Genomic DNA, 21,623 nt, shown 5'->3' on the forward strand with positions numbered 1-21,623 from the left:
AAAAACATTCAATCATAAAATGAGTACTAATTTACATACTGAAGGATTTACAGGTTTCGAGATTTCGACACTTACAGATAATGCTATTGAGTTATTAAAAAAACTAATAGCAACTCCTTCTTTTTCTTCAGAAGAAGAGAGCACCGCTTTGTTAATTGAAGAGTGGTTCAATACCCATAAGATTCCATTTGAAAGAGAGAATAATAATATATGGGCGTACAACTTGCACTTTGATGCTTCAAAACCCACTATTTTGTTGAATTCTCATCACGATACTGTAAAACCAAATGGAAATTACACCAATGATCCTTTCCAGGCATTTGTCGAAGATGGAAAATTATTTGGTTTAGGGAGTAATGATGCTGGAGGTTGTCTGGTTTCTTTGCTGGCAACATTTACGTATTTCTATCATAAAGAAAACCTAGCCTACAATTTGGTGGTAGTTGCATCTGCCGAAGAAGAGAGTAGTGGTCCGTTGGGTCTGAAAAGTGTGCTGAAACACTTTAAAAATGTAGAATTTGCTGTGGTAGGAGAACCTACGCTCATGCAATTGGCAGTAGCCGAAAAAGGATTGTTAGTTCTGGATGTTTCTGTGCAGGGAACATCAAGTCACGCTGCGCATCCCAATGATGATAATTCCATTTATAAGACCTTAGAAGTATTGCAATGGTTTAAAGATTTTACCTTCAAAAAAGAGTCAGAAACTCTGGGCAAAGTTAAAATGACGGTTACCCAAGTAAGTGCAGGGAACCAGCATAATGTGGTTCCTTCTCATTGTGATCTAGTAGTAGACATCCGGGTAAATGATAAATATAAGAACGAAGAAATTTTAACAATGGTAAAAGAAAATATGCCAGCTCATGTTACGGTAACACCAAGATCATTACACTTGGGGTCTTCTTCCATACCCATGGATCATCCTATTGTAAAATCTGGGATTGCTCTGGGAAGAACAACTTATGGATCACCAACGCTATCCGATCAATCGGTATTGAGTTGCCCATCATTGAAATTGGGGCCTGGTGATTCTACGCGATCGCACTCGGCAAATGAGTTTATTTATGTGGATGAGATAAAAGAAGGCGTAGCCTTGTATGTAAAAATTTTAGAGGGAATTTTTTAAGAAAAGAACGTATGAAACTTTGGGACAAGGGATTACCCACAGATGAAAAAATAGATAGATTTACCGTAGGCAACGATAGGCAATTGGATTTGGTTATTGCCAAATACGACGTACGTGCAACGTTAGCTCACGGTAAGATGTTGCACAAGATCGGATTACTTTCGGAAACCGAAATTTCAAGTATAGAAAGGGTGTTGAATGAGCTTAACAAACAAATAGATGAAGGATCCTTTACTATCGAAAATCAGTTTGAAGATGTACATTCAAAAATAGAATACGAGTTAACGCATCGGATAGGAGAGGCAGGTAAAAAAATACATACTGCAAGATCCAGAAATGACCAGGTTTTGGTAGCTATGCATTTATACCTTAAAGATGAGTTGCTTCAAATAAAAAGTCAGGTCAAAGAGCTTTCAAAAGTACTACTATCCAGAGCAAATGAGTTCAAAAATGTGTTGTTGCCAGGATATACGCATTTACAGATTGCAATGCCTTCTTCTTTTGGATTGTGGTTCTCTGCGTATGCAGAGAGTTTTGTAGATGATCTGTTTTTTGTGAACGCCGCTTTACAAGTCGTAGATCAAAATCCGTTAGGGAGTGCTGCAGGTTATGGGAGCTCATTTCCAATCGATAGAGAGTTTACAACACAAGAACTGGGTTTTGCAACTTTGAAATACAATGTGGTAGCTGCTCAAATGAGCAGAGGAAAATCAGAAAAGTCGGTTTCTTTTGCAATCAGTAGTGTAGCGGCAACATTGTCAAAATTAGCAATGGATGTGTGTTTGTATATGAGTCAGAACTTTGATTTTATGAGCATCCCTTCAGAATTAACCACGGGATCTAGTATTATGCCTCATAAAAAGAACCCGGACGTTTTTGAGTTGATTAGAGGGAAATGTAATAAGATACAAGGACTTCCGTATGAGCTTACGTTACTAACGGCAAACCTTCCAAGTGGTTATCATAGAGATCTTCAATTACTAAAAGAGGGAATAGTTCCTGCTATTCAGGATTTAAAAGCTTCGCTGGAGATGTCTGTATATGCATTACAACAAGTAACGGTAAACGAAGGTATTTTGAAAGATCCAAAATATGACTACCTCTTTAGTGTAGATACCTTAAATGCTTTGGTGATGCAAGGCATGACTTTTAGAGAGGCTTATGTAAAAATCGGAAAGGATATAGAAGATGGAAACTATCATCCGGAAAAAAATACCACACATACACATGCGGGTAGTATTAATAATTTATGTCTAAACCAAATAGAAGAGAAACTGGAGCGTGTTTAATTGAGTGTAAGTTGAGTTAGTTTAATTTTTTAGCTTCAGTCTAGACCCCCAAGGAGTTGTTAACCTATGGGGGTTGTTTTTTGGTATACCAGTCTAAAAAAATTACCTTTAGAAAAGAAAATTTACATAAGTTCTCCTGATATGAGCAAGCTTTTTTTTGGCTTTTACTGCGGCATTGGCTGGTTTTTTATTTGGATTTGACACCGTAGTAATTTTTGGGGCGGATCAGAGTTTACAGGAATTATGGAATACTTCGGATGCGTTTCATGGTTCTGTCGTAATGCCCAAGGCTTTATGAGGAACCGTATTAGGAGCTATTTTTGGAGGAATCCCTTTTGTTTGTGATCTTTTTAATGCCAGAAACAAAAGGGATTTCATTAGAAAATGTGAGTCAACAACTAATCAAAGAAAACTAATTACTTATGAAAATAACCTGTTTTGGAGAAGTATTATGGGATATATTTCCTACCCATCGAAAAATAGGTGGCGCTCCACTTAATGTGGCTTTACGATTGCATACTATGGGAATCGATACTTCCCTAATCACCAGGATAGGAAATGATGATTTGGGAAGCGATATCGTAGGGTATTTAGAAAAACAAGGTATGCGTAACAATATCTTTCAAGAAGATATTAAACATATTACTGGCGAAGTGCTGGTTACTCTAGATGGCAGTGGTACAGCATCTTACGAGATTAGTAAACCTGTAGCCTGGGATTTTATTGAATATACCAAAAAGATGGAACAATTAGTAGTAAGTTCAGACGCCTTTGTGTTTGGTAGTCTTGCTAGTAGAAGTGAAGAAAGTAGAAATACACTTTTGAAATTGTTGGAAAAAGCGCTGTACAAAGTGTTGGATGTGAATCTTAGACCTCCTCATTATGATGCTTCCTTATTGTTACAACTGATGAACCAAGCTGATTTTATCAAACTAAACGATGAAGAATTGGAAGAAATTTGTGAACACCTAAACATCCGGGAGAATGCGTTAGAAAACCAGGTAAAAGCACTCGCAAAAGAAACAAAAACTGATCAAATTTGTATTACCAAAGGCGGAAAAGGAGCAGCTCTGTTTTTTGACAATGAGTTTTATAACAACCCTGGATATAAAATACAAGTCGTGGATACTGTAGGGGCAGGAGATTCTTTTTTGGCAACATTGATTTCCAAATTATTGACAAAATCCCAGCCACAAGAAGCCATTGATTATGCTTGTGCAGTAGGAGCAATGGTTGCGGGTAGCAAAGGGGCGAACCCTGTATTTAGTAAAGAAGAAATTGAAGCGTTTATGTATGAAAATGCTAAGTAGTTGTATATACCTGTATCATTAAAATAATTCTGAAAATGAGTAAGTCAAAAGTGAGTCGAAGACAAGTGATAAAAAACATATCACTGGGAATTGGAGCAGTAGGTATGGGTATGCCGGTTATAGCGGGTGAACCAGAAAAGAAATTGGGTAATACCAAGTCGACGCAATCAAAGCTGAAAAGAAATATTAATCATTCGGCTTGTAGATGGTGTTATCAGGATATTCCTTTAGAAGAATTCGCAGAAAAGGGGAAGGATTTAGGATTAGTAGGAATTGATCTTTTAAAACCTGATGAATGGGAAGTAGTCAAGGATAAGGGAGTTAGTTGCTCGTTGGCGACAGACTCTTTTGCAAACATTATTCATGGATTCAACAATTCTAAAAATCATAAAGCATTACAGCAACAATACATGGAGTTGATTTCTAAAGCGGCGGATGCTGGGATACAACAAGTTATTGTCTTTTCTGGGAACCGTCATGGAATATCCGACGAATTGGGGTTAGAAAATTGTGCTCTAGGCTTAGATACATTGGTAAAACATGCTGAAAGGAACAATGTTACTTTGGTTATGGAATTGCTCAATAGTAAAGTAGATCATGCAGATTATCAATGTGATCATACTCCTTGGGGAGTTCGTTTGGTAGATAAAATAGGGTCCGGTAATTTCAAATTGTTGTATGATATCTACCATATGCAAATTATGGAAGGTGATATTATCGCTACTATTACGAAGTACCATAAGTATATTAATCATTATCATACAGGAGGTGTTCCTGGGAGAAATGAAATTAACGACAAACAAGAACTGAATTATCCTACAATCATGCGTGCCATTTTGAGTACAGGTTTTAACGGATATGTGGCTCAGGAGTTTATTCCTACTTACCAAGATAAATTGCAAGCGTTGAAGGAAGCAATTTTAATATGTGATGTATAATTATTAAGGTAATATCGTTTTTAAATCCTTCAGAACGTCGATATTATGCCTCAAACTAGCATACAATACGAATAGGATAAAAACAGCCACTGCAAAGCCGAATAAGGTTCCATTTTTACTAGTAGACATTTTTTTGGAAGTGTCTAGATAAACCTTAGAAAATTTCTTCGTGTATTTGGTAACCAGGGCAAAAGTGGGGGCAAAAATAAGTACTACGATAGCCATATCGATAAGTACCAATAGATACCCTTGTTGATCCACATGTTTTTTTACATACTTAATGATGTGTTCATTGATTAACGCAGCACACAAAACAGCAACGGCGTATATGGCATATTTGGTTAGGTTTTTGTTTTTCATGGGGCATTTATTGTTTCAGGGAGAAAAGCTACTAAATCTATGGTATTAAATCAAAATTAAATAAAGAGAAACTACAGATTTACAGTTTTAGCATGTTTTTATTATTGATGATTGCTTATTGTTTTAAGATTTAAATTGAGATTTTGATATGAAATCAAGAAGTGTTTTGTGATTTTATTGCTAAATTGATATATTTATGCTAAATAAATATATATGAAAATTGAATCCTGTCCTAATTGCGGTTCTGAAGACTATATCAAGAGTGGAGTGGTTAATGATCGTCAACGGTTTAAATGTAAATCTTGTAGCTATTTTTTCTCTGTAAATAAGATAGGTAAGAAAATAGATGATTACTATGTTAATAAGGCTTTACAGTTGTATTTGGAAGGGTTAACCTATCGAGAGATTGAGCGTATCTTGGGAATTTCGCACGTAAGTATTATGAACTGGGTGAAAAAATATAATATCAAGAGACCTTACAATTCTAATTATCATCCTACTTACAAAATTCTAAATGCTTCAGAACTTGCTATTTATTTTAATGATGTACAAAATTTATCAGGAGCGGGGGTAGTAGTAACCGAACTGGGTGATAAGTTTATGCTTATTAAATGGGAGCGTTTTAGAGATTAGCTATATTAAATTAACGAATAACTATATTAGTTTTTTCTTAACTGATGGTTTTTTAGAGATTAGTATCGCGCACAAAATCAATTTATTACTAATCTAATCTTTAAAACTCTATGAGAAAACAGCTAATCATATTGGTAGGTATGCTTCTTCTTACCTGTCATTATACATACTCTCAGGGATCGCCAGATTATACAGGCGGACTTAAGGTGAAATTAAACGAAGACGGTTCAAAATATTTCAGGATTATATCCTGGGCACAGTTCTGGGCAAGATACCAGGATGAGGTTCCAGACGATGTAAGTAATACAAGCATGAGTATTCGAAGAGCTCGTATTCTTACCTATGCACAGATAAACAAAGACTTCTTAATTCTTACGCATTTTGGCCTTAATAGTTTGAATGCAAATAATCAAAGCCCTTTGGGTCGTGGAGAAGAATCTCAACTCTTTTTTCATGACGTATGGGGACAATACAATCTAAATGCCAATCATGCTATTGGAGCTGGGTTACATTATTGGAATGGAATCTCTCGACTCAATAATCAAAGTACGCTTAACATCATGACTTTGGATAATAACCGACAATCATGGGCGACAATAGGACTATCCGATCAGTTTGCCAGGCATATTGGGATTTATGCCAAAGGTAGTTTTGGCAAGCTTCAATATCGGGTATCCATCAATGAATCGGGAACCAACAATCTTCAGGAAGGAACAGATCCGGTTGCAGATGGTCCTGCGGTATATGCAGGGAGAAGGTTATTAGGATCCAAAGATGCTGGAAAGAACTTTGCCGGATATTTTGATTTTCATTTTCTGGATCAGGAATCCAATTTCCTTCCTTACAAAGTGGGAACTTACCTGGGAGGTAAGAAAGTATTTAATGTGGGAGCAGGGTTTTTCTTTCACCCAAAAGGTAGTGTGGTGGCAAATACTGCAGGAGATCTTGAAGGTGAGGATGTGGCCATTTTTGCGGTAGATGCTTTCTATGATGCACCAATAGGAGAAAATGGTTCTGCAATTACAGCCTATGCCACTTATCAGAATAATGATTACGGAGAAAACTTTACCTTAGGGCAAACCTATGAAACAGGTTCGATGATCTATGGGCATGTTGGATATGTTATTCCTAATGATAATAAGAAAACCAAGTTTCAACCCTATGCTTCTTTTAATACAAGATCGATAGATGCGATAGATGATAATGCTACAACTTTTGGAGTAGGAGCTAATGCGTATTTCAGTGGGCATCATTCTAAAATAACTTTAGAATACTTGAATACAAAATACGGGGATAACGATGCGCAAAGCTTTGTTACCCTGCAAGCAATGATATATTTATAAAAATCTATAATTATGACAGATAAAGAAAAAGCGGTGGCTTACTGGAAACAGAACCTAAAGTATTTGGTTATTCTTCTCATTATTTGGTTTCTGGTTTCTTATGGAGCAGGAATTCTTTTTAAAGACGCACTCAACAATATACGATTAGGAGGATTCAAACTAGGATTTTGGTTTGCACAACAGGGTTCGATTTACACCTTTGTCATCCTGATCTTCGTATATGTTCGATTGATGAATAAACTAGATAAAAAATATGGTTACGATGAGTAATCTTAATACTAACCAAAAAAATATAGCATTATGAGCGTTCAAGTATGGACATGGATTTTAGTAGGGATTACTTTTACCCTTTATTTTGGGATTGCCATTTGGGCCAGAGCAGGCTCTACCAAAGATTTTTACGTAGCCGGAGGAGGAGTTTCTCCATTGGCTAATGGGATGGCTACAGCTGCCGATTGGATGAGTGCAGCCTCATTTATTTCTATGGCGGGATTAATCTCTTTTATGGGATATGATGGTTCTGTTTTTCTTATGGGATGGACCGGTGGATATGTATTATTAGCACTTTTGCTAGCCCCATATCTTCGGAAATTTGGAAAGTTTACTGTTCCGGATTTCATCGGAGATCGATATTATTCGAATACCGCAAGAACTGTAGCTGTTATTTGTGCCTTGATTGTTTCTTTCACTTATGTAGCAGGACAAATGCGAGGAGTTGGGATAGTGTTTTCTCAATTCTTGCAAGTAGACATTAACTTAGGTGTTATTATCGGAATGGCAGTGGTTCTGGTATTTGCTTTTCTGGGAGGAATGAAAGGAATCACGTATACGCAGGTTGCTCAATACTGTGTTTTGATTTTTGCATTTATGGTTCCCGCATTTTTTATCTCGATGCAAATGACAGGAAATATCATCCCACAAATAGGAATGGGAGGTACTGTAGAAGATGGAACATATCTTTTAGAAAAACTGGATACGCTACATACGCAATTAGGTTTTAATGAGTATACAGATGGTTCAAAATCTACATGGGATGTATTCGCGATTACTTTGGCTCTTATGGTAGGTACCGCTGGATTACCTCACGTAATCGTTCGCTTTTTTACAGTTCCTAAGGTAAAAGATGCACGTAAATCGGCGGGGTTAGCATTGTTGTTTATTGCTATTTTATATACCACTGCACCAGCGATTGCTGTATTTGCAAGAACCAATTTGATTGAGACGGTAAGTAATAATTCCTATAAAGAAGTACCAGAATGGTTTAAGAACTGGGAAAATACTGGACTAATTGCCTGGTCTGATAAAAATGGAGATGGAAAAATACAATATGTAAATGGAAGTGCTACTGAAGGAAAACCAAAGTATACCGGAGAACGTGGAGTAAATGGAGAACGATTGGTGGCTAATGCAAGTAGTACAGAGAATGAATTATATGTGGATAGAGATATCATGGTATTAGCCAATCCAGAGATTGCCAAATTACCAAACTGGGTAGTAGCATTGGTAGCGGCAGGAGGATTGGCTGCGGCATTATCAACTGCAGCAGGATTACTTTTGGTGATATCCACTTCTATTTCTCATGATCTAATCAAAAAGCAAATTAAGCCCGATATTTCCGAAAAAGGAGAGTTATGGGCAGCACGTATTAGTATTTTGTTTGCTATTATCGTTGCAGGATTGTTTGGGATTTATCCACCTGGGTTTGTCGCCGCCGTCGTCGCACTGGCATTTGGGCTGGCCGCCGCCTCATTCTTTCCGGCGATTATCCTTGGTATTTTTGATAAACGGATGAACAGGCAAGGGGCAGTGGCCGGTATGATTGTCGGGATTACCCTAATGCTAGTATATATGATCGTTTACAAAACCGGACTTATAGGAGTAATGGAACCTCGACCAAAAGAAGAGTGGTGGTTTGGGACATCTCCAGAAGGTTTTGGTACGATTGCTATGATCGTAAATGTTGTTGTATCTGTTATTGTTTCCAGAATGACTTCGGCACCGCCAAGTGAAGTTCAAGATATCGTAGAGGATATCAGAATCCCTAGTGGAGCAGGAGAAGCTACTGGACATTAATTTTTAATTTAGTTGAATACGGTACTATAGTTGGCGATATAGTGCCGTTTTTTCTAAATTTATAGGATGAGTTCAAAAATGAAAAAAAGACACCAGCAAAAACTTATTGTACTATCATTTGTGCTGTTTTTACTATGGAATGTTCCTTTGGTATTGATTTTTGATCAGTCTGGCGAAATTTTTGGTTTCCCGATGATCTATTTCTTTATTTTCCTCATATGGATACTGGCAATTTTCATTTCATATATCATTTTGCATAGACACTATGAATAATTATCTATTGATATCTATCATTATTGTCTATTTGACCTTTTTGTTTTTGGTAGCCTTTTGGGCCGAAAAAAATTCAAAAAGCAAATGGGTGAATAACCCATATATCTATGTATTGTCGTTGGCTGTATACTGTTCGGCCTGGACTTATTATGGAAGTGTTGGGATTGCCTCCCAATCAGGGATAAGTTTTCTTACTATCTATTTGGGGCCAGTAATCTCGATTCCTCTGTGGATATTGGTAATGCGAAGAATTATCCGAATATCCAAACAGCATAAAGTATCGAGTATTGCAGACTTTATATCATTGCGATATGGTAACAATCGTTTTTTGGGAGCTTTGGTTACCATTATCTGTGTGTTTGCCATTGTACCTTATATTTCTCTGCAGCTAAAAGCAATTTCGGAGACTTTTGAGATCATTACAGATGAAACAAGTTATAACTCTACATTGATTGTAGATGACTCTACATTTTATATAGCGGTGTTACTTGCGGTTTTTGTTGCTTTTTTTGGAACACAAGCTGCAGATGCCTCTCAACATCGTAAAGGAATAATGACCACAGTAGCTGTAGAATCCATTCTAAAACTGGCCTTTTTCCTGGTGATAGGAATATATGTTACTTTTTTTATGTTTGATGGAACAGGTGACATATACCAACAGGCTGCTATGCTTGAAAATTTCAAAAAAATAACCTCCTTCAATGGGTTAGAATCTGGTTTTAATTGGATGTTTACCATCATGCTTTCCTTTTTTGCCATATTTCTTTTACCTCGACAGTTTCATGTTGCAGTCGTAGAAAATGATCGGGAACGCTATTTGAAAAAAGCCATTTGGATGTTCCCATTATACCTTCTGTTGTTCAATATCTTTGTGATATTTATTGCTTGGGCAGGGAATCTGAAGGTTTTAGGAGATGTAAATCACGATTATTACACCTTATTGCTTCCGTTGCAAGAAGGAAATATTTTTCTTGCTTTATTGGTTTTTCTTGGGGGATTTTCGGCTGTAATCTCAATGGTCGTAGTTTCTACCTTAGCACTTTCCACAATGGTAAGTAATAACTTGATTATTCCGTACGGATTTCTGGATAAGTTTATCAAAGGGAATCCTGAAAAAAATGCTAAGTATATCAAAAACATAAGGCGCATTTCCATTTTTACGTTAATTATTGCGGCCTATTTTTTCTACATCAACTTTTCTTATGAGTTATCCCTGTTTTCTATTGGTTTAATTTCATTTGCAGTTATTGCCCAATTGGCACCTTCTTTTTTCATAGGCCTTTTCTGGAATAGAGGATCTGCCAAAGCAGTAAAAGTAGGAATGATTGTTGGAGTTTCGGTAGTGATTTATACCTTGATTTTACCACTTATAGTTAATGTGCTTACCGGTAATAATTTGTTTGTAGAAAAAGGATTATTCGGGATAGCATTATTAAAACCATATGCACTGTTTGGATTGGATTTTTTGGGACCAGAAGCACATTCGTTCTTCTGGAGTATGTTTTTTAATACGCTAAGCTTTTTGATCATTTCTTTACTTTCTAAAGGGAATTACCGAGAACGTAATTATGCCGAAATGTTTGTGAATAGTAGTAATTATGCAAATCTGCAGGATGGAGCATTTGTATGGAAAGGAGAAGCCTTTATTTCTGATATTAGAGAAGTATTGAATCGTTTCCTGGGAGAAAAAAGAACAGAAAAAGCACTGAATACTTTTTATTTGAAATACGGAATTTCTAAGGAGGAACAAATGGCCGATGCCAGGTTAATTAAGTTTTCTGAAAAATTACTTACAGGGAGTATAGGTACGGCTTCTGCTAGAATACTGATCAGTAGTGTAGCAAAAGAGGAACCAGTAAGTCTTCTCGAAGTTTTGAAGATATTAGAAGAATCGAAAGAGACTATAGCGGTCAATAAAGCCTTACAAGAAAAATCCCAAGAGCTTACTCAGCTAACAGAGAAACTGAAAACTGCAAATACAGAATTACTAGAGCAAGATCGATTAAAAGATGAATTTTTGGATACCATTGCGCATGAACTTAAAACACCTGTGACCTCTATACGAGCCGCTTCAGAAGTGCTAACAGACGAAGACGATATGCCAGAGGATTTAAAAAGAAAGTTCTTAGAGAATATAGTAATGGATTCTAATCGATTAACACGATTGATTCATAATATTCTGGATCTGGAAAAGCTTTCCATGGGTCAGGAACATTTGGAAATGGAGCATAGAGAAATAGGCCAAACTATTGATAAAGCAATTCATGGTGTAGAACAAATAGCCAAAAATAAAGGAGTTGAGCTGGTTCATGAAAATGATTATGAAATAAAGGCGAATTATGACGAAGATCGAATCATCCAGGTGCTCACCAATCTATTATCAAATGCACTGAAGTTTTCTAGTGAAAACACCGGAAAAATCAAAGTACAGGTTCGACAAAAAAGGCAAATGGTAGAAATTCTTGTAGAGGATAACGGAAAAGGTATCCCAAAAGAGGAAATGAGCTATATTTTTGATAAATTTTACCAGTCAAAAAACCAGAACACCAAAAAACCAATAGGTAGTGGATTAGGTTTGGCGATTAGTAAAAAAATTGTAGAAAGTCATAATGGGAAGATCTGGGTGGATAAAAAATATAAAGAAGGAGCTCGTTTTCTGTTTACTATCCCCAAATAGATAACCTTGAGTCAATGCTAAAAACGTATGAAGAAAATATTAATTGTAGATGATGAACCTAATATTGTAATGTCGTTAGAATATGCCTTCAAAAAGAAAAATTTTGAAGTATATATCGCTAGAGATGGTAGCGAAGCATTGCAGATAGCAAAAGAAAAGACTCCTGATCTAGTGCTCTTAGATATTATGATGCCTAATGTTGATGGATACGAAACACTGAAAGAAATAAAAAATGATAAAAACCTAGAGCATACTAAAGTAGTATTTCTTTCGGCCAAAAATAAAGCCACAGACATCGAAAAAGGATTGAAGCTAGGAGCAGATAAATATTTAACTAAACCTTTTTCGGTAAAAAAACTGGTGGCAGAAATTAATGAATTATTGAATTAACTTTTGATGTTGTGCGCAAACAACGATAGTATAATTTATAAATAGATAACCATGAAATTATCTTTAAAACCTTTAGCATCAGATATCTTTATTGGGGTATATGTTATCGCCTCTTTATATCTGAGGTTTTTGTTTGAGACACAAATTCAGATAAGTGCTATAAATTCTATAGTCATTGGATTGTGTTTCGTTGTGATCCTTTGGGTTTTGATAAAATTGAAATTCCTTAATCCAAATTGGTTTGGGCTTTTTAAACCAAAAAAACAAAATAAATAAGAATATAAAATAGACCAACAATGAGTAATTATCACATAAAACATCTTGAAGAATATTATCAAGTATACCGAAAATCGGTGAGAGACCCAGAAACCTTTTGGGCAGAAGTGGCAGAAGAACACTTTATGTGGAGAGAGAAATGGAAAAATGTATTGAGCTGGGATTTTACAAAGCCAGAGGTTACCTGGTTTGAAGGAGCAAAACTAAATATTACAGAGAATTGTATTGATAGACACCTTCGTCATCGCGGACATAAAACAGCTATTCTTTTTGAACCTAATGACCCGAATGAAGATGCGCAACACATAACATATAAACAATTACATGAACGAGTATGTAAGTTTGCAAATGTGTTGAAGAAAAAAGGAATTCAAAAAGGAGATCGTGTTTGTATCTATCTCCCTATGATCCCTGAGTTGGCTATTTCAGTTTTGGCTTGTGCGCGAATAGGGGCGGTACATTCGGTGGTATTTGCAGGTTTTTCTGCAACAGCGCTATCTACCAGGATTAATGATTGTGATGCAAAAATGGTGATTACTTCTGATGGGTCGTTCCGTGGGGCCAAAACGATAGACCTTAAAGGAATTGTAGATGATGCATTAGACAATTGTCCTGGAGTAGAAACTGTTTTGGTAGCCAAACGTATCGATTCTGATATTGAAATGAAAGCAGATCGTGATTATTGGTTACAACCCTTGTTAGAAGAAGCAAATAAAGAATGTGTTCCTGAAGTTATGGATGCCGAAGACCCTCTTTTTATTTTATATACTTCGGGATCGACTGGGATGCCAAAAGGAATGCTACACACCACTGCAGGATATATGGTGTATACTGCGTATACTTTTAAAAATGTATTTCAATATAAAGAAGATGATATTTATTGGTGTACTGCTGATATAGGATGGATCACAGGTCATTCTTATATTGTATATGGTCCCTTAGCAAATGGAGCAACTACAGTTATGTTTGAAGGGGTACCTTCGTATCCGGACTTTGGCAGATTTTGGGATATTGTACAAAAACATAAAATAACGCAGTTTTATACTGCGCCTACTGCCATACGTGCTTTAGCAAAAGAAAACCTGGATTATGTTACCCAGAGAGATCTATCTAGCATTAAAGTTTTGGGAACAGTGGGGGAACCTATTAATGAAGAAGCCTGGCATTGGTATAACGATCATGTAGGGCAGAAGAAGAGTCCGATTGTAGATACTTGGTGGCAGACAGAAACAGGAGGTATTATGATTTCCCCAATTCCATTTTCGACACCTACCAAACCCACTTATGCGACCTTACCATTACCGGGTATACAACCTACATTGATGGATGAGAATAGTCAGGAAATTAAAGGGAATCAGGTAGATGGTCGATTGTGTATTAAATTTCCTTGGCCATCTATGGCCAGAACGATTTGGGGTAATCATCAACGATATAAAGAAACTTATTTTTCTGCTTTCGAAAACAAATACTTTACAGGGGATGGGGCGTTTAGAGATGAGGTTGGATACTATCGAATTACAGGAAGGGTAGATGATGTTATTATTGTTTCTGGACACAATTTGGGTACTGCGCCTATCGAAGATGCTATCAATGAACACCCGGCCGTAGCAGAATCTGCAATTGTAGGGTTTCCGCATGATATAAAAGGAAATGCACTATACGGATATATCATTTTGAAAGAAACAGGAGAAACCAGAGATCGAAATAACCTGAGTAAAGAAGTAAATCAACAAATCACGGAACGTATAGGGCCAATAGCCAAACTGGATAAAATACAGTTCGTTCCTGGATTGCCAAAGACAAGAAGTGGTAAAATTATGAGGCGTATTTTACGTAAAATAGCGTCAAAAGACACTAGTAATCTTGGCGACACAAGTACATTGTTAAATCCTGAAGTTGTTGAAGAAATCATGGAAAAAGCGCTATAGATTATTGTTGCTTTTGTGTAGAACCCTTTTGTTTTAAAAAAATCGTTTTGAAAGATGAATTTGTTACGTTAAGACCTTTGCTGTCTTCTGATGTTGCATGTTTGACCGCATTGGCGAACAATAAAAAAGTATGGGATAACCTTCGGGATTATTTCCCATCTCCTTATATAAAAAAAGATGCAATAGAATTCGTAGATATGGTGTCTAAGAAGGAACCAACAGGGAGGTTTTGGAATCATTTATAATGAGGAATTATGTGGAGTGATTAGCTTAATCTTTCAAGATGATGTGTACACGAATTCTGCTGAAATTGGTTATTGGATAGGAGAACCATTTTGGGGAAAGGGTATTGCAACCAAGGCTATTGCCTTAATCACTAAGTATGGGTTTGAAAACTTGGGTTTAAGACGAATATTTGCTGGGGTTTTTGAATTCAATGTAATTTCCATGAAGGTTTTGGAGAAGAACGGATATCAAAAAGAGGGAATCTTCAAAAAATCGGTGATTAAAAATGACCGTATTTGGGATGAACATCGGTATTACAGAGTACACCCAGATATAGCTTAAAAAACAGATAGTAATCATTAATAAACCTATATCGCTCTCCCAAGCGATATAGGTTTGTAGTTTTAGGGTAATTAAAATACTGTTGTATTTTGATTACTGTTAGGAAACTAAAGCGTTCTCTGAGGCTTGCCCTGTATTTGATTTGATGTAATCATCTACCTGATCATGAGGTACTTCTTTTACATCTACAACAAAATTACCGTTTGAGGCAGAAATCACAACTTTGGATTGATATTCTCCTTCAAAAGAGTGTTTTACCTTATATGGAGTTGTGCCTTTTCCCAGTGGCCCAGTCCAACCCATAACATCAATTTTTAAACCACCAACAAAGTGCGAATCACGTACTAGGCTAAATCCGGTGGAATAATTGGGTGCGTCTCCTTCAACAGATACGATAAATATACCTGGAGTTCTTAACCCTGTCCACAAATAGGTGACACTACACTTTTCTGGTGTTACTGGTTCTTTTCCGTAAAATCCCATAATATTCAAGTTTTGATTCCTACTCTATTAAGATAGGCTTTTCAGATACCGCCTTTAATGAATTGTATACTTCAAAATTAGGAGGATCGTAGTTCTAATAGAAGAGTAGAATTACCATTTTTTGGTAAATCAGTAGAATTACTGATGTCTCCAAATAGTCCCAAAAACCAAATTAATTGTATAAGTACTTTGTGGTAAAGGTTAAACAAAATGTTAAGTTGAATCTTACAAGATCGTAAGAATTGAATACATAATGTATGATTAAGCAGGTTGTAGGAATTTTTTTGACTTGTTTTAAATGAAAAATAAGAGTAATAGCACTGATTTTATGGTTCATACATTAACATTTGGTCGCTTGAAGATGTTAATTTTGTTAAAATAAAGTTAATTAACAGTGAAAATACGTTAATCGGTTGCTTAGGTTTTTCATGATTGTTTCCATGCATTTTAACAGTATGTTTTTTTTTGTTTAACTCTTTGAAATTCAGTAATGCAACATTATTGCATTACTGAATATTGAGTGAGGTTTTCTCAGACTGAGAAGGAGATAAACCAAATTTAACCTTTATTCAACTACGTTTTTGCCGTATTCACGTGTAAGAATTAATCTCTACTTTTAATCCGCTAATTATGAGATCTCAACTATTTCAACTTTAATTAATTATTTAACACAAATCAAAAATTAATGAAAACTCAACTTAGAATTTTAGGTGTACTTACAGCTTTTTCTTTTCTTTTTTACAGTTGTGAAAAGGATGCTGAAGTTACAGATTTAGAAACAGGAATTGAAACCGACTCTTTCGAAAATATAGGCGCAGATCAAGCGGTGCCTGGACAATATATCGTAGTCTATAAAGGAGATCAATCCTTTAATGGGGAAAAAGCTCAAATACAAGCAAAATCCCAACAAACATTATTAAAATACTCAATTTCGGAAGATAATTTGAAACAAGTATATAGCTCAGCTATTCAGGGTTTTGCAGTATCTAATCTTTCTGCAAAAGAAGCAGAACTGCTTAGCAATGATCCTGCTGTAGCATTTGTAGAACCAGATTATATCCACAAATTGGATATGGATATGGGTAAACCTGTAAGCTCACTTCCTGCAACAGTAGGTGAGAAAGGTGCTACTAAGGATGTTGGACTTCCTAACGGAGAATTTTTACCATGGGGTGTACAACTAGTAGGAAGAGCTAACGGTAGCGGTAGAACTTGCTGGATTATCGATAGTGGTATTGCTCCACATAGCGATCTAAATATTAATACTGGTAGAAGTAGAAGTTTTGTTGGTGGGTCTTGGCAAGATCAAAACGGACATGGAACTCACGTAGCAGGAACTGTTGCAGCGAGAAACAACGGTTCAGGAGTTATAGGAGTTGCCTATGGAGCAACAGTAGTTTCTGTTAGAGTATTAAATGCTCAAGGTAGTGGTGCTACATCAGGGATTCTTTCTGGTGTAGACTATGTAGCTAATAATGCTGGAAATGGAGACACTTGGAATTACAGTGTAGGTTTCCGTAATAGAGCTACTTCTCAGGCTATCGATAATGCTTTCAGAAACCTTGAAAGTAGAGCGATTGGAGCTATGGCAGCAGGAAATAGTAATGACGACACACAGTTTTATTCGCCACAGAGATTACGTACAAATAACTCTTGGTGTATTGGTAATATGACTCGTTCAAGAACTGCCGCAGGTAGTTCTAACTACGGGGCAAGTGTAGATCGTTGGGCTCCTGGTACGGCTGTATGGTCTACTTGGTTAAACGGTCAGTTTAATAGAATTTCTGGTACTTCTATGGCATCGCCACACGTAGCAGGAATATTATTAATGAGAGGAAATCGTACAGGTACAAGTGGATCAGTATCAAAAAGAGGTACAAGTGCTCCGGTTGCTACCTTAAATTAGGAAAAAAAGAGATCATCTCATAGTATTTGCAATAAAGAGGTTGGAATATTCCAACCTCTTTTTTATGTTGAAAACTAATCGACATAATTCTGATGCCATGCCACAAAAAGAAGAGATTTTCTAATGTAAATTTTGTACTTTCAGGATCACTAATTGACCTGACATAAATGAAAATAATAGACCTCTCAAAACCTATTAGGTACAACAAGAATGATCCCTGGTTTATGCGCGTAAAGATTAAGCATAAACCTCATAAAAAAGCAAAATGGCTGATTCGAATTTTTGGCCTTCCTTTCAAATTATTTCCAAAAGGATTTGTGGGGTGGGCAGATGATACCATTCAAAAAATGGGAGTGCATGCCACAACTCATATTGATGCTCCATGGCATTATTCACCCACTACTAATGGAGAGAAATCAAAAACTATAGATGAAATTCCGCTGGATTGGTGTTATGGAGATGGACTAGTTATCGATATGAAACATAAAGAAGATTTTGATGCGATCACCGTCTCGGATATCGAATCTTTTTTGAAAACAAACGACTTAGTTTTACAACCTAACATGATTGTTTTGATTAAAACTGGGCGTGATAAATTTAATGGCACCAAGGATTTTCATAAAGTAGGAACTGGGATGAGCGCTGAAGCTACATCCTGGCTTATTGATCAGGGTATAAAGGTAATGGGTATAGATTCTTGGGGTTGGGATCTTCCGCTTCCGTATTTGGTTAAAAAAGCTAAAGAAACAAATGACCCAGAATTGTTTTGGGAAGCTCATTTGGTGGGGCGGGATAAGGAGTACTGTCATATGGAACAATTGGTAAATTTGGATGCGCTTCCGTATACCGGTTTTAAGATAGCCGTGTTTCCATTAAAAATTGTTGGGGCATCGGCTGCTCCGGCTAGGGTGGTTGCAATGCTCGAAGAATAATTGTGTTAGGGATTATCAAAAACATGTACAATATATGAATACACCAAAAGTAAGGCTAACCTTAGACCGATTTGACATTATTATAGAAATACTCGGTGTTTTAGGGGTAGTATTATTGATCGCACTGCCTATTTTACATTATAATGATTTACCAGAATCTATTCCCCGTCATTATGGAGTTGATGGTGAACCTGATGGCTTTGGTCAAAAAAATGTAATTTGGACCTTACCCCTTGTGGGGATAGCTTTATATATAGGATTGAGTGTTTTAACTCGATATCCTCATTTGTTTAATTATCCAAATGATATCACCGAAGAAAACAAGGTAAGACAATATACCATAGGTGCCAAAATGGTACGAACGATAAAAACCATTATTATGGGTAGTTTTACTTATATCATTTACATCACCATTCAAAATGCTTTATACGGTAAACAGGGGTTAGGAAACTACTTTTTGATCGTTTTTCTTGGATTAATTTTTGGTGCAATAGGTTATTTTATTTTTCAATCTGTAAAGAAACAATAGATAAGATGAGAACAGCATATCAACTTGCCAGGCACTTTAAAGAGGCTTTCTATGGTCCAAATATGACAGGTAGTAATCTCAATCAACAACTCGAAGGTGTTACCTGGCAGCAAGCTACTGTCCAATTATATGATCTAAATACTATTGCTATATTGGTATATCATATTGGTTATTATATAGGGGGTGTGCTTGAAGTGCTGAAAGGAGGGGAGCTTACGATACGAGATAAGTATAGTTTTGATTGCCCTGTCATCGACTCTGAAGAAAGCTGGCAATCCTTATTGGAGAAAACTTGGAGGGAAGTAGATGAATTTACCGAACTTTTAGGTAAACTATCTGAAGAACAATTACAAAAAAGTTTTGTGGATGAAAAATATGGGAGTTACCACCGTAATATGATGGGAATTATAGAACATACCCATTATCATCTTGGACAAATTGCGATGATAAAGAAAATACTTCTGAATGGAAAGATGTTTAAGTAAAGTAAATATAAGCTAACACAGAATGAATATAAAATTATTTCTTATTCTGCTTTTTGTTGGGATTCAAGTGAATTCTCAGGTTTTCAAAAGTTATGAGGAAGCATTAACAAGAGCAGGAGAGGTTGAGCGTTTAATTTTGATGGATAAGAGTTCTAATTCGAATCTAATAGATTATCGAATTCAGGAATTCAGGAATTCAGGAATTTGACAGAATTACATATTAGGTTGGCTTCAAGCCAAAATATACCCTCAGAGATTAATCAATTTACACAATTAAAACACTTATATATTACATTAGATGTTGATACTAATTTTCCTCAAGAAATATTCAAGATAAAGTCATTAAAAACCTTAAATATTTCTTCAAAAGAACTGATTTCTATTCCAGCAGGAATTGGAGAATTGATCAATTTGGAGAGATTAACTATTTCAAGTCCAAAATTGAAATATATCCCAACAGATTTAAATGAATTGGTTAATTTAAAATATCTAGTTGTTTCAGGTACTTCAGACCTTATTTTTCCTAAAAGTCTTGATCAACTATGCAAACTTGAAGAATTTAGTTGGGGAAATGCGGTTAGATTTCCAAAGGAAATATTTCAAATACAGTCATTAAAACGAGTTGCTTTTTCCTCAGCCAAATTTCGGTATTTACCTGAAGGCTTTATAAATTTATATAATCTGGAACACTTAAGTATTAATGGAGGTGCTTTGGATCTTTTATCTGATGACTTTTGTAATTTAAGATCATTAAAAATATTGGATTTACATTCTACAAAACTGAATAAGATACCTTATTGTATTTCTGAATTACCATCTTTAATTTCTATAAACATACAGTTTAATACAGAGTTTCGTGACTATGATAATTTGTTAAGAATAGTGAAAAAATCAAATTCAATAGAATGGATACATATCGATGGAACCAACTATAAAAAAGAAATATTGGATAAGTTAAAAAAAGAGACGGTTAACATTGATGTAATTGATTTGTTAAATTAGATCATAGAGAAAAATGTTGTTCTATATTGAAAGAGAAATAACAAAGAGAAAATTATATAGATAACAGTATAAGAATGAAAGAACCCATTACATCCACAAAGGTTTCTATGATGATTCGGAAACCTGTTACTAAAGTATTTGAAGCCTTTATCGATCCGGCGATTACCACAAAATTCTGGTTTACCCGAAGTTCTGGGAAACTGAAAGAAGGTGAAAAACTGATATGGGGCTGGGATATGTACAATGTAGAGGCACCGGTATTGGTTAGAAAAATTACACCTAATAGAACCATAGAGATCGAATGGGGAGAAGGACAAGACCATTCTCTGGTAACCTGGGGTTTTGATGCGATTACCGAAAAAGATACTTATGTTACCATTACTAATGCTGAATTGAAAGGTCAGGGAGATAAGCTGATTCACCTATTGATCGATACAACGGGAGGATTCACTATGGTGCTAGCGGGACTAAAAGCCTGGTTGGAGCATGGGATACAACTTCATTTGGTAGGAGACAAGTTTCCTAAAGAACTTAGAGATAGACAAAGTTAAAAATGACTAAGCATAGAGATTTTATATGACATTTGACATCGACAAATCAATAGAAATTTTAGAAAGAACACCTCTGGTATTGGAAATGCTATTAGATGGATTATCCGATGAATGGACAAAGAATAATGAAGGACCAAAAAGTTGGAGCCCATATGAAATCGTAGGCCATTTGATTCATGGTGAAAAGACAGATTGGGTAACAAGAGCAAAGGTGATTTTGTCTGAAAGTGAAAACAAAACATTTATACCTTTTGATCGATTTGCGCAATTACAAACCAATCAACAAACCCCTCTTAAAGATTTATTGAAAGCTTTCAAGGAATTAAGAGACAAAAATCTGGAAGAACTCAAAGCGATGCAAATTGATGCCGCCAAATTAAGAATGAAAGGAGTGCATCCAGAGCTAGGAGAGGCCAATTTAAAAGAGCTATTATCTACCTGGGTGGTGCATGATTTAGGCCATATTTCTCAAATTACCAGAGTCATGGCCAAACAGTATAAAAGCGAGGTAGGCCCCTGGGAAGCGTATTTAGGAATACTTAAAAAGTAAAATAA

The 21,623-nt window shown here is 35.9% G+C and carries 24 protein-coding genes and 1 pseudogene; 23 read left to right on the forward strand and 2 right to left on the reverse strand.

Annotated elements, in window-relative coordinates; genetic code table 11:
- Positions 1 to 19 precede the first annotated feature (19 nt).
- The 5 genes and pseudogenes from BUE24_RS12695 (at position 20) to BUE24_RS12710 (ending at position 4,660) form a co-directional block, all read left to right on the forward strand.
- Positions 20 to 1,123 carry a M20 family metallo-hydrolase gene (locus BUE24_RS12695; protein ID WP_073316400.1) on the forward strand — a complete coding sequence of 368 codons (1,104 nt, stop codon included), beginning with the start codon at positions 20 to 22 and terminating at the stop codon, positions 1,121 to 1,123.
- Positions 1,124 to 1,134: 11 nt separating this feature from the next.
- Positions 1,135 to 2,412: an argininosuccinate lyase gene (gene argH / locus BUE24_RS12700; protein ID WP_073316401.1), complete on the forward strand. Its 1,278-nt coding sequence runs from the start codon at positions 1,135 to 1,137 to the stop codon at positions 2,410 to 2,412.
- A 157-nt stretch (positions 2,413 to 2,569) separates the two neighbouring features.
- Positions 2,570 to 2,707: pseudogene (locus tag BUE24_RS23725) on the forward strand (sugar porter family MFS transporter); the annotation flags it as partial.
- 127 nt (positions 2,708 to 2,834) lie between these two features.
- Positions 2,835 to 3,722, forward strand: coding sequence for a carbohydrate kinase family protein (locus BUE24_RS12705; protein ID WP_073316402.1), 888 nt, complete (start codon positions 2,835 to 2,837; stop codon positions 3,720 to 3,722).
- A 35-nt stretch (positions 3,723 to 3,757) separates the two neighbouring features.
- Complete coding sequence (locus BUE24_RS12710) at positions 3,758 to 4,660, forward strand: hydroxypyruvate isomerase family protein (protein ID WP_073316403.1); 903 nt, start codon at positions 3,758 to 3,760, stop codon at positions 4,658 to 4,660.
- Between the two features lie 3 nt (positions 4,661 to 4,663).
- Here BUE24_RS12710 and BUE24_RS12715 read toward each other — a convergent pair whose 3' ends face one another.
- Positions 4,664 to 5,020 (reverse strand): hypothetical protein, encoded by a 357-nt coding sequence (locus BUE24_RS12715; protein WP_073316404.1) that lies wholly within the window; start codon positions 5,018 to 5,020, stop codon positions 4,664 to 4,666.
- A 213-nt stretch (positions 5,021 to 5,233) separates the two neighbouring features.
- Between BUE24_RS12715 and BUE24_RS12720 the strand changes: the two genes are divergently transcribed.
- The 10 genes from BUE24_RS12720 to BUE24_RS12765 all read left to right on the forward strand — a co-directional run bounded on the left by BUE24_RS12720 (position 5,234) and on the right by BUE24_RS12765 (position 15,180).
- Positions 5,234 to 5,653, forward strand: a complete 420-nt coding sequence (locus BUE24_RS12720) for a transposase-like zinc-binding domain-containing protein (protein WP_073316405.1) — start codon at positions 5,234 to 5,236, stop codon at positions 5,651 to 5,653.
- A gap of 110 nt (positions 5,654 to 5,763) precedes the next feature.
- Positions 5,764 to 6,996: a hypothetical protein gene (locus BUE24_RS12725; protein WP_073316406.1), complete on the forward strand. Its 1,233-nt coding sequence runs from the start codon at positions 5,764 to 5,766 to the stop codon at positions 6,994 to 6,996.
- 12 nt (positions 6,997 to 7,008) lie between these two features.
- A complete protein-coding gene (locus tag BUE24_RS12730; RefSeq protein ID WP_073316407.1) occupies positions 7,009 to 7,266 on the forward strand; it encodes a DUF4212 domain-containing protein in 258 nt (85 codons plus the stop codon).
- Between the two features lie 30 nt (positions 7,267 to 7,296).
- Entirely contained in the window at positions 7,297 to 9,069 is a 1,773-nt protein-coding gene (locus tag BUE24_RS12735; RefSeq protein WP_073316408.1) for a sodium:solute symporter family protein, read from the forward strand.
- 66 nt (positions 9,070 to 9,135) lie between these two features.
- Positions 9,136 to 9,342, forward strand: coding sequence for a hypothetical protein (locus BUE24_RS12740; protein ID WP_244548142.1), 207 nt, complete (start codon positions 9,136 to 9,138; stop codon positions 9,340 to 9,342).
- Positions 9,335 to 12,019 (forward strand): sensor histidine kinase, encoded by a 2,685-nt coding sequence (locus BUE24_RS12745; RefSeq protein ID WP_073316410.1) that lies wholly within the window; start codon positions 9,335 to 9,337, stop codon positions 12,017 to 12,019. Before BUE24_RS12740 ends, BUE24_RS12745 begins: the two co-directional genes overlap by 8 nt.
- Before the next feature lie 27 nt (positions 12,020 to 12,046).
- Positions 12,047 to 12,409, forward strand: a complete 363-nt coding sequence (locus BUE24_RS12750; protein WP_073316411.1) for a response regulator transcription factor — start codon at positions 12,047 to 12,049, stop codon at positions 12,407 to 12,409.
- 296 nt (positions 12,410 to 12,705) lie between these two features.
- On the forward strand, positions 12,706 to 14,613 hold the full coding sequence (gene acs, locus BUE24_RS12760; protein WP_073316413.1) for an acetate--CoA ligase: 1,908 nt from the start codon (positions 12,706 to 12,708) through the stop codon (positions 14,611 to 14,613).
- A 47-nt stretch (positions 14,614 to 14,660) separates the two neighbouring features.
- On the forward strand, positions 14,661 to 14,858 hold the full coding sequence (locus tag BUE24_RS24155) for a GNAT family N-acetyltransferase (protein WP_211483318.1): 198 nt from the start codon (positions 14,661 to 14,663) through the stop codon (positions 14,856 to 14,858).
- Positions 14,851 to 15,180 carry a GNAT family N-acetyltransferase gene (locus BUE24_RS12765; RefSeq protein ID WP_342039430.1) on the forward strand — a complete coding sequence of 110 codons (330 nt, stop codon included), beginning with the start codon at positions 14,851 to 14,853 and terminating at the stop codon, positions 15,178 to 15,180. Before BUE24_RS24155 ends, BUE24_RS12765 begins: the two co-directional genes overlap by 8 nt.
- Positions 15,181 to 15,279: 99 nt before the next feature.
- Here the strand turns inward: BUE24_RS12765 and BUE24_RS12770 are convergent, their stop codons facing one another.
- Positions 15,280 to 15,663, reverse strand: coding sequence for a hypothetical protein (locus tag BUE24_RS12770; protein ID WP_073316414.1), 384 nt, complete (start codon positions 15,661 to 15,663; stop codon positions 15,280 to 15,282).
- Positions 15,664 to 16,348: 685 nt separating this feature from the next.
- On the opposite strand from BUE24_RS12770, the gene BUE24_RS12775 reads away from it, so the two are divergent.
- The 8 genes from BUE24_RS12775 (at position 16,349) to BUE24_RS12810 (ending at position 21,618) form a co-directional block, all read left to right on the forward strand.
- Positions 16,349 to 17,569: a S8 family serine peptidase gene (locus BUE24_RS12775; protein WP_073316415.1), complete on the forward strand. Its 1,221-nt coding sequence runs from the start codon at positions 16,349 to 16,351 to the stop codon at positions 17,567 to 17,569.
- A 167-nt stretch (positions 17,570 to 17,736) separates the two neighbouring features.
- Complete coding sequence (locus tag BUE24_RS12780; protein WP_073316416.1) at positions 17,737 to 18,501, forward strand: cyclase family protein; 765 nt, start codon at positions 17,737 to 17,739, stop codon at positions 18,499 to 18,501.
- A gap of 34 nt (positions 18,502 to 18,535) precedes the next feature.
- Positions 18,536 to 19,030 carry a DUF1648 domain-containing protein gene (locus tag BUE24_RS12785; protein ID WP_073316417.1) on the forward strand — a complete coding sequence of 165 codons (495 nt, stop codon included), beginning with the start codon at positions 18,536 to 18,538 and terminating at the stop codon, positions 19,028 to 19,030.
- A gap of 5 nt (positions 19,031 to 19,035) precedes the next feature.
- Positions 19,036 to 19,515: a DinB family protein gene (locus BUE24_RS12790; RefSeq protein WP_073316418.1), complete on the forward strand. Its 480-nt coding sequence runs from the start codon at positions 19,036 to 19,038 to the stop codon at positions 19,513 to 19,515.
- Between the two features lie 22 nt (positions 19,516 to 19,537).
- Positions 19,538 to 19,723: a hypothetical protein gene (locus BUE24_RS12795; RefSeq protein WP_073316419.1), complete on the forward strand. Its 186-nt coding sequence runs from the start codon at positions 19,538 to 19,540 to the stop codon at positions 19,721 to 19,723.
- Positions 19,720 to 20,517 (forward strand): leucine-rich repeat domain-containing protein, encoded by a 798-nt coding sequence (locus BUE24_RS12800; protein ID WP_139241990.1) that lies wholly within the window; start codon positions 19,720 to 19,722, stop codon positions 20,515 to 20,517. The genes BUE24_RS12795 and BUE24_RS12800 overlap by 4 nt, the downstream gene beginning before the upstream one ends.
- Before the next feature lie 74 nt (positions 20,518 to 20,591).
- Positions 20,592 to 21,068, forward strand: a complete 477-nt coding sequence (locus tag BUE24_RS12805; protein WP_073316421.1) for an SRPBCC family protein — start codon at positions 20,592 to 20,594, stop codon at positions 21,066 to 21,068.
- A 25-nt stretch (positions 21,069 to 21,093) separates the two neighbouring features.
- Positions 21,094 to 21,618: a DinB family protein gene (locus tag BUE24_RS12810; RefSeq protein ID WP_073316422.1), complete on the forward strand. Its 525-nt coding sequence runs from the start codon at positions 21,094 to 21,096 to the stop codon at positions 21,616 to 21,618.
- Positions 21,619 to 21,623: the final 5 nt, after the last annotated feature.

The sequence above is a fragment of the Aquimarina spongiae genome (assembly GCF_900141785.1).
Lineage (GTDB): Bacteria > Bacteroidota > Bacteroidia > Flavobacteriales > Flavobacteriaceae > Aquimarina > Aquimarina spongiae.

Bases quoted from the DNA above. Each gene is read 5' to 3' on its own strand.
- BUE24_RS12775 (WP_073316415.1), top strand. From the start codon at position 16,349: ATGAAAACTCAACTTAGAATTTTAGGTGTACTTACAGCTTTTTCTTTT.
- BUE24_RS12705 (WP_073316402.1), top strand. From the start codon at position 2,835: ATGAAAATAACCTGTTTTGGAGAAGTATTATGGGATATATTTCCTACC.
- BUE24_RS12785 (WP_073316417.1), top strand. From the start codon at position 18,536: ATGAATACACCAAAAGTAAGGCTAACCTTAGACCGATTTGACATTATT.
- BUE24_RS12810 (WP_073316422.1), top strand. From the start codon at position 21,094: ATGACATTTGACATCGACAAATCAATAGAAATTTTAGAAAGAACACCT.
- argH (WP_073316401.1), top strand. From the start codon at position 1,135: ATGAAACTTTGGGACAAGGGATTACCCACAGATGAAAAAATAGATAGA.
- BUE24_RS12780 (WP_073316416.1), top strand. From the start codon at position 17,737: ATGAAAATAATAGACCTCTCAAAACCTATTAGGTACAACAAGAATGAT.
- BUE24_RS12770 (WP_073316414.1), bottom strand. From the start codon at position 15,663: ATGGGATTTTACGGAAAAGAACCAGTAACACCAGAAAAGTGTAGTGTC.
- BUE24_RS12745 (WP_073316410.1), top strand. From the start codon at position 9,335: ATGAATAATTATCTATTGATATCTATCATTATTGTCTATTTGACCTTT.
- BUE24_RS12740 (WP_244548142.1), top strand. From the start codon at position 9,136: ATGAGTTCAAAAATGAAAAAAAGACACCAGCAAAAACTTATTGTACTA.
- BUE24_RS12795 (WP_073316419.1), top strand. From the start codon at position 19,538: ATGAATATAAAATTATTTCTTATTCTGCTTTTTGTTGGGATTCAAGTG.
- acs (WP_073316413.1), top strand. From the start codon at position 12,706: ATGAGTAATTATCACATAAAACATCTTGAAGAATATTATCAAGTATAC.
- BUE24_RS12735 (WP_073316408.1), top strand. From the start codon at position 7,297: ATGAGCGTTCAAGTATGGACATGGATTTTAGTAGGGATTACTTTTACC.
- BUE24_RS12750 (WP_073316411.1), top strand. From the start codon at position 12,047: ATGAAGAAAATATTAATTGTAGATGATGAACCTAATATTGTAATGTCG.
- BUE24_RS12715 (WP_073316404.1), bottom strand. From the start codon at position 5,020: ATGAAAAACAAAAACCTAACCAAATATGCCATATACGCCGTTGCTGTT.
- BUE24_RS12710 (WP_073316403.1), top strand. From the start codon at position 3,758: ATGAGTAAGTCAAAAGTGAGTCGAAGACAAGTGATAAAAAACATATCA.
- BUE24_RS12720 (WP_073316405.1), top strand. From the start codon at position 5,234: ATGAAAATTGAATCCTGTCCTAATTGCGGTTCTGAAGACTATATCAAG.
- BUE24_RS12695 (WP_073316400.1), top strand. From the start codon at position 20: ATGAGTACTAATTTACATACTGAAGGATTTACAGGTTTCGAGATTTCG.
- BUE24_RS12730 (WP_073316407.1), top strand. From the start codon at position 7,009: ATGACAGATAAAGAAAAAGCGGTGGCTTACTGGAAACAGAACCTAAAG.
- BUE24_RS12805 (WP_073316421.1), top strand. From the start codon at position 20,592: ATGAAAGAACCCATTACATCCACAAAGGTTTCTATGATGATTCGGAAA.
- BUE24_RS12725 (WP_073316406.1), top strand. From the start codon at position 5,764: ATGAGAAAACAGCTAATCATATTGGTAGGTATGCTTCTTCTTACCTGT.
- BUE24_RS12790 (WP_073316418.1), top strand. From the start codon at position 19,036: ATGAGAACAGCATATCAACTTGCCAGGCACTTTAAAGAGGCTTTCTAT.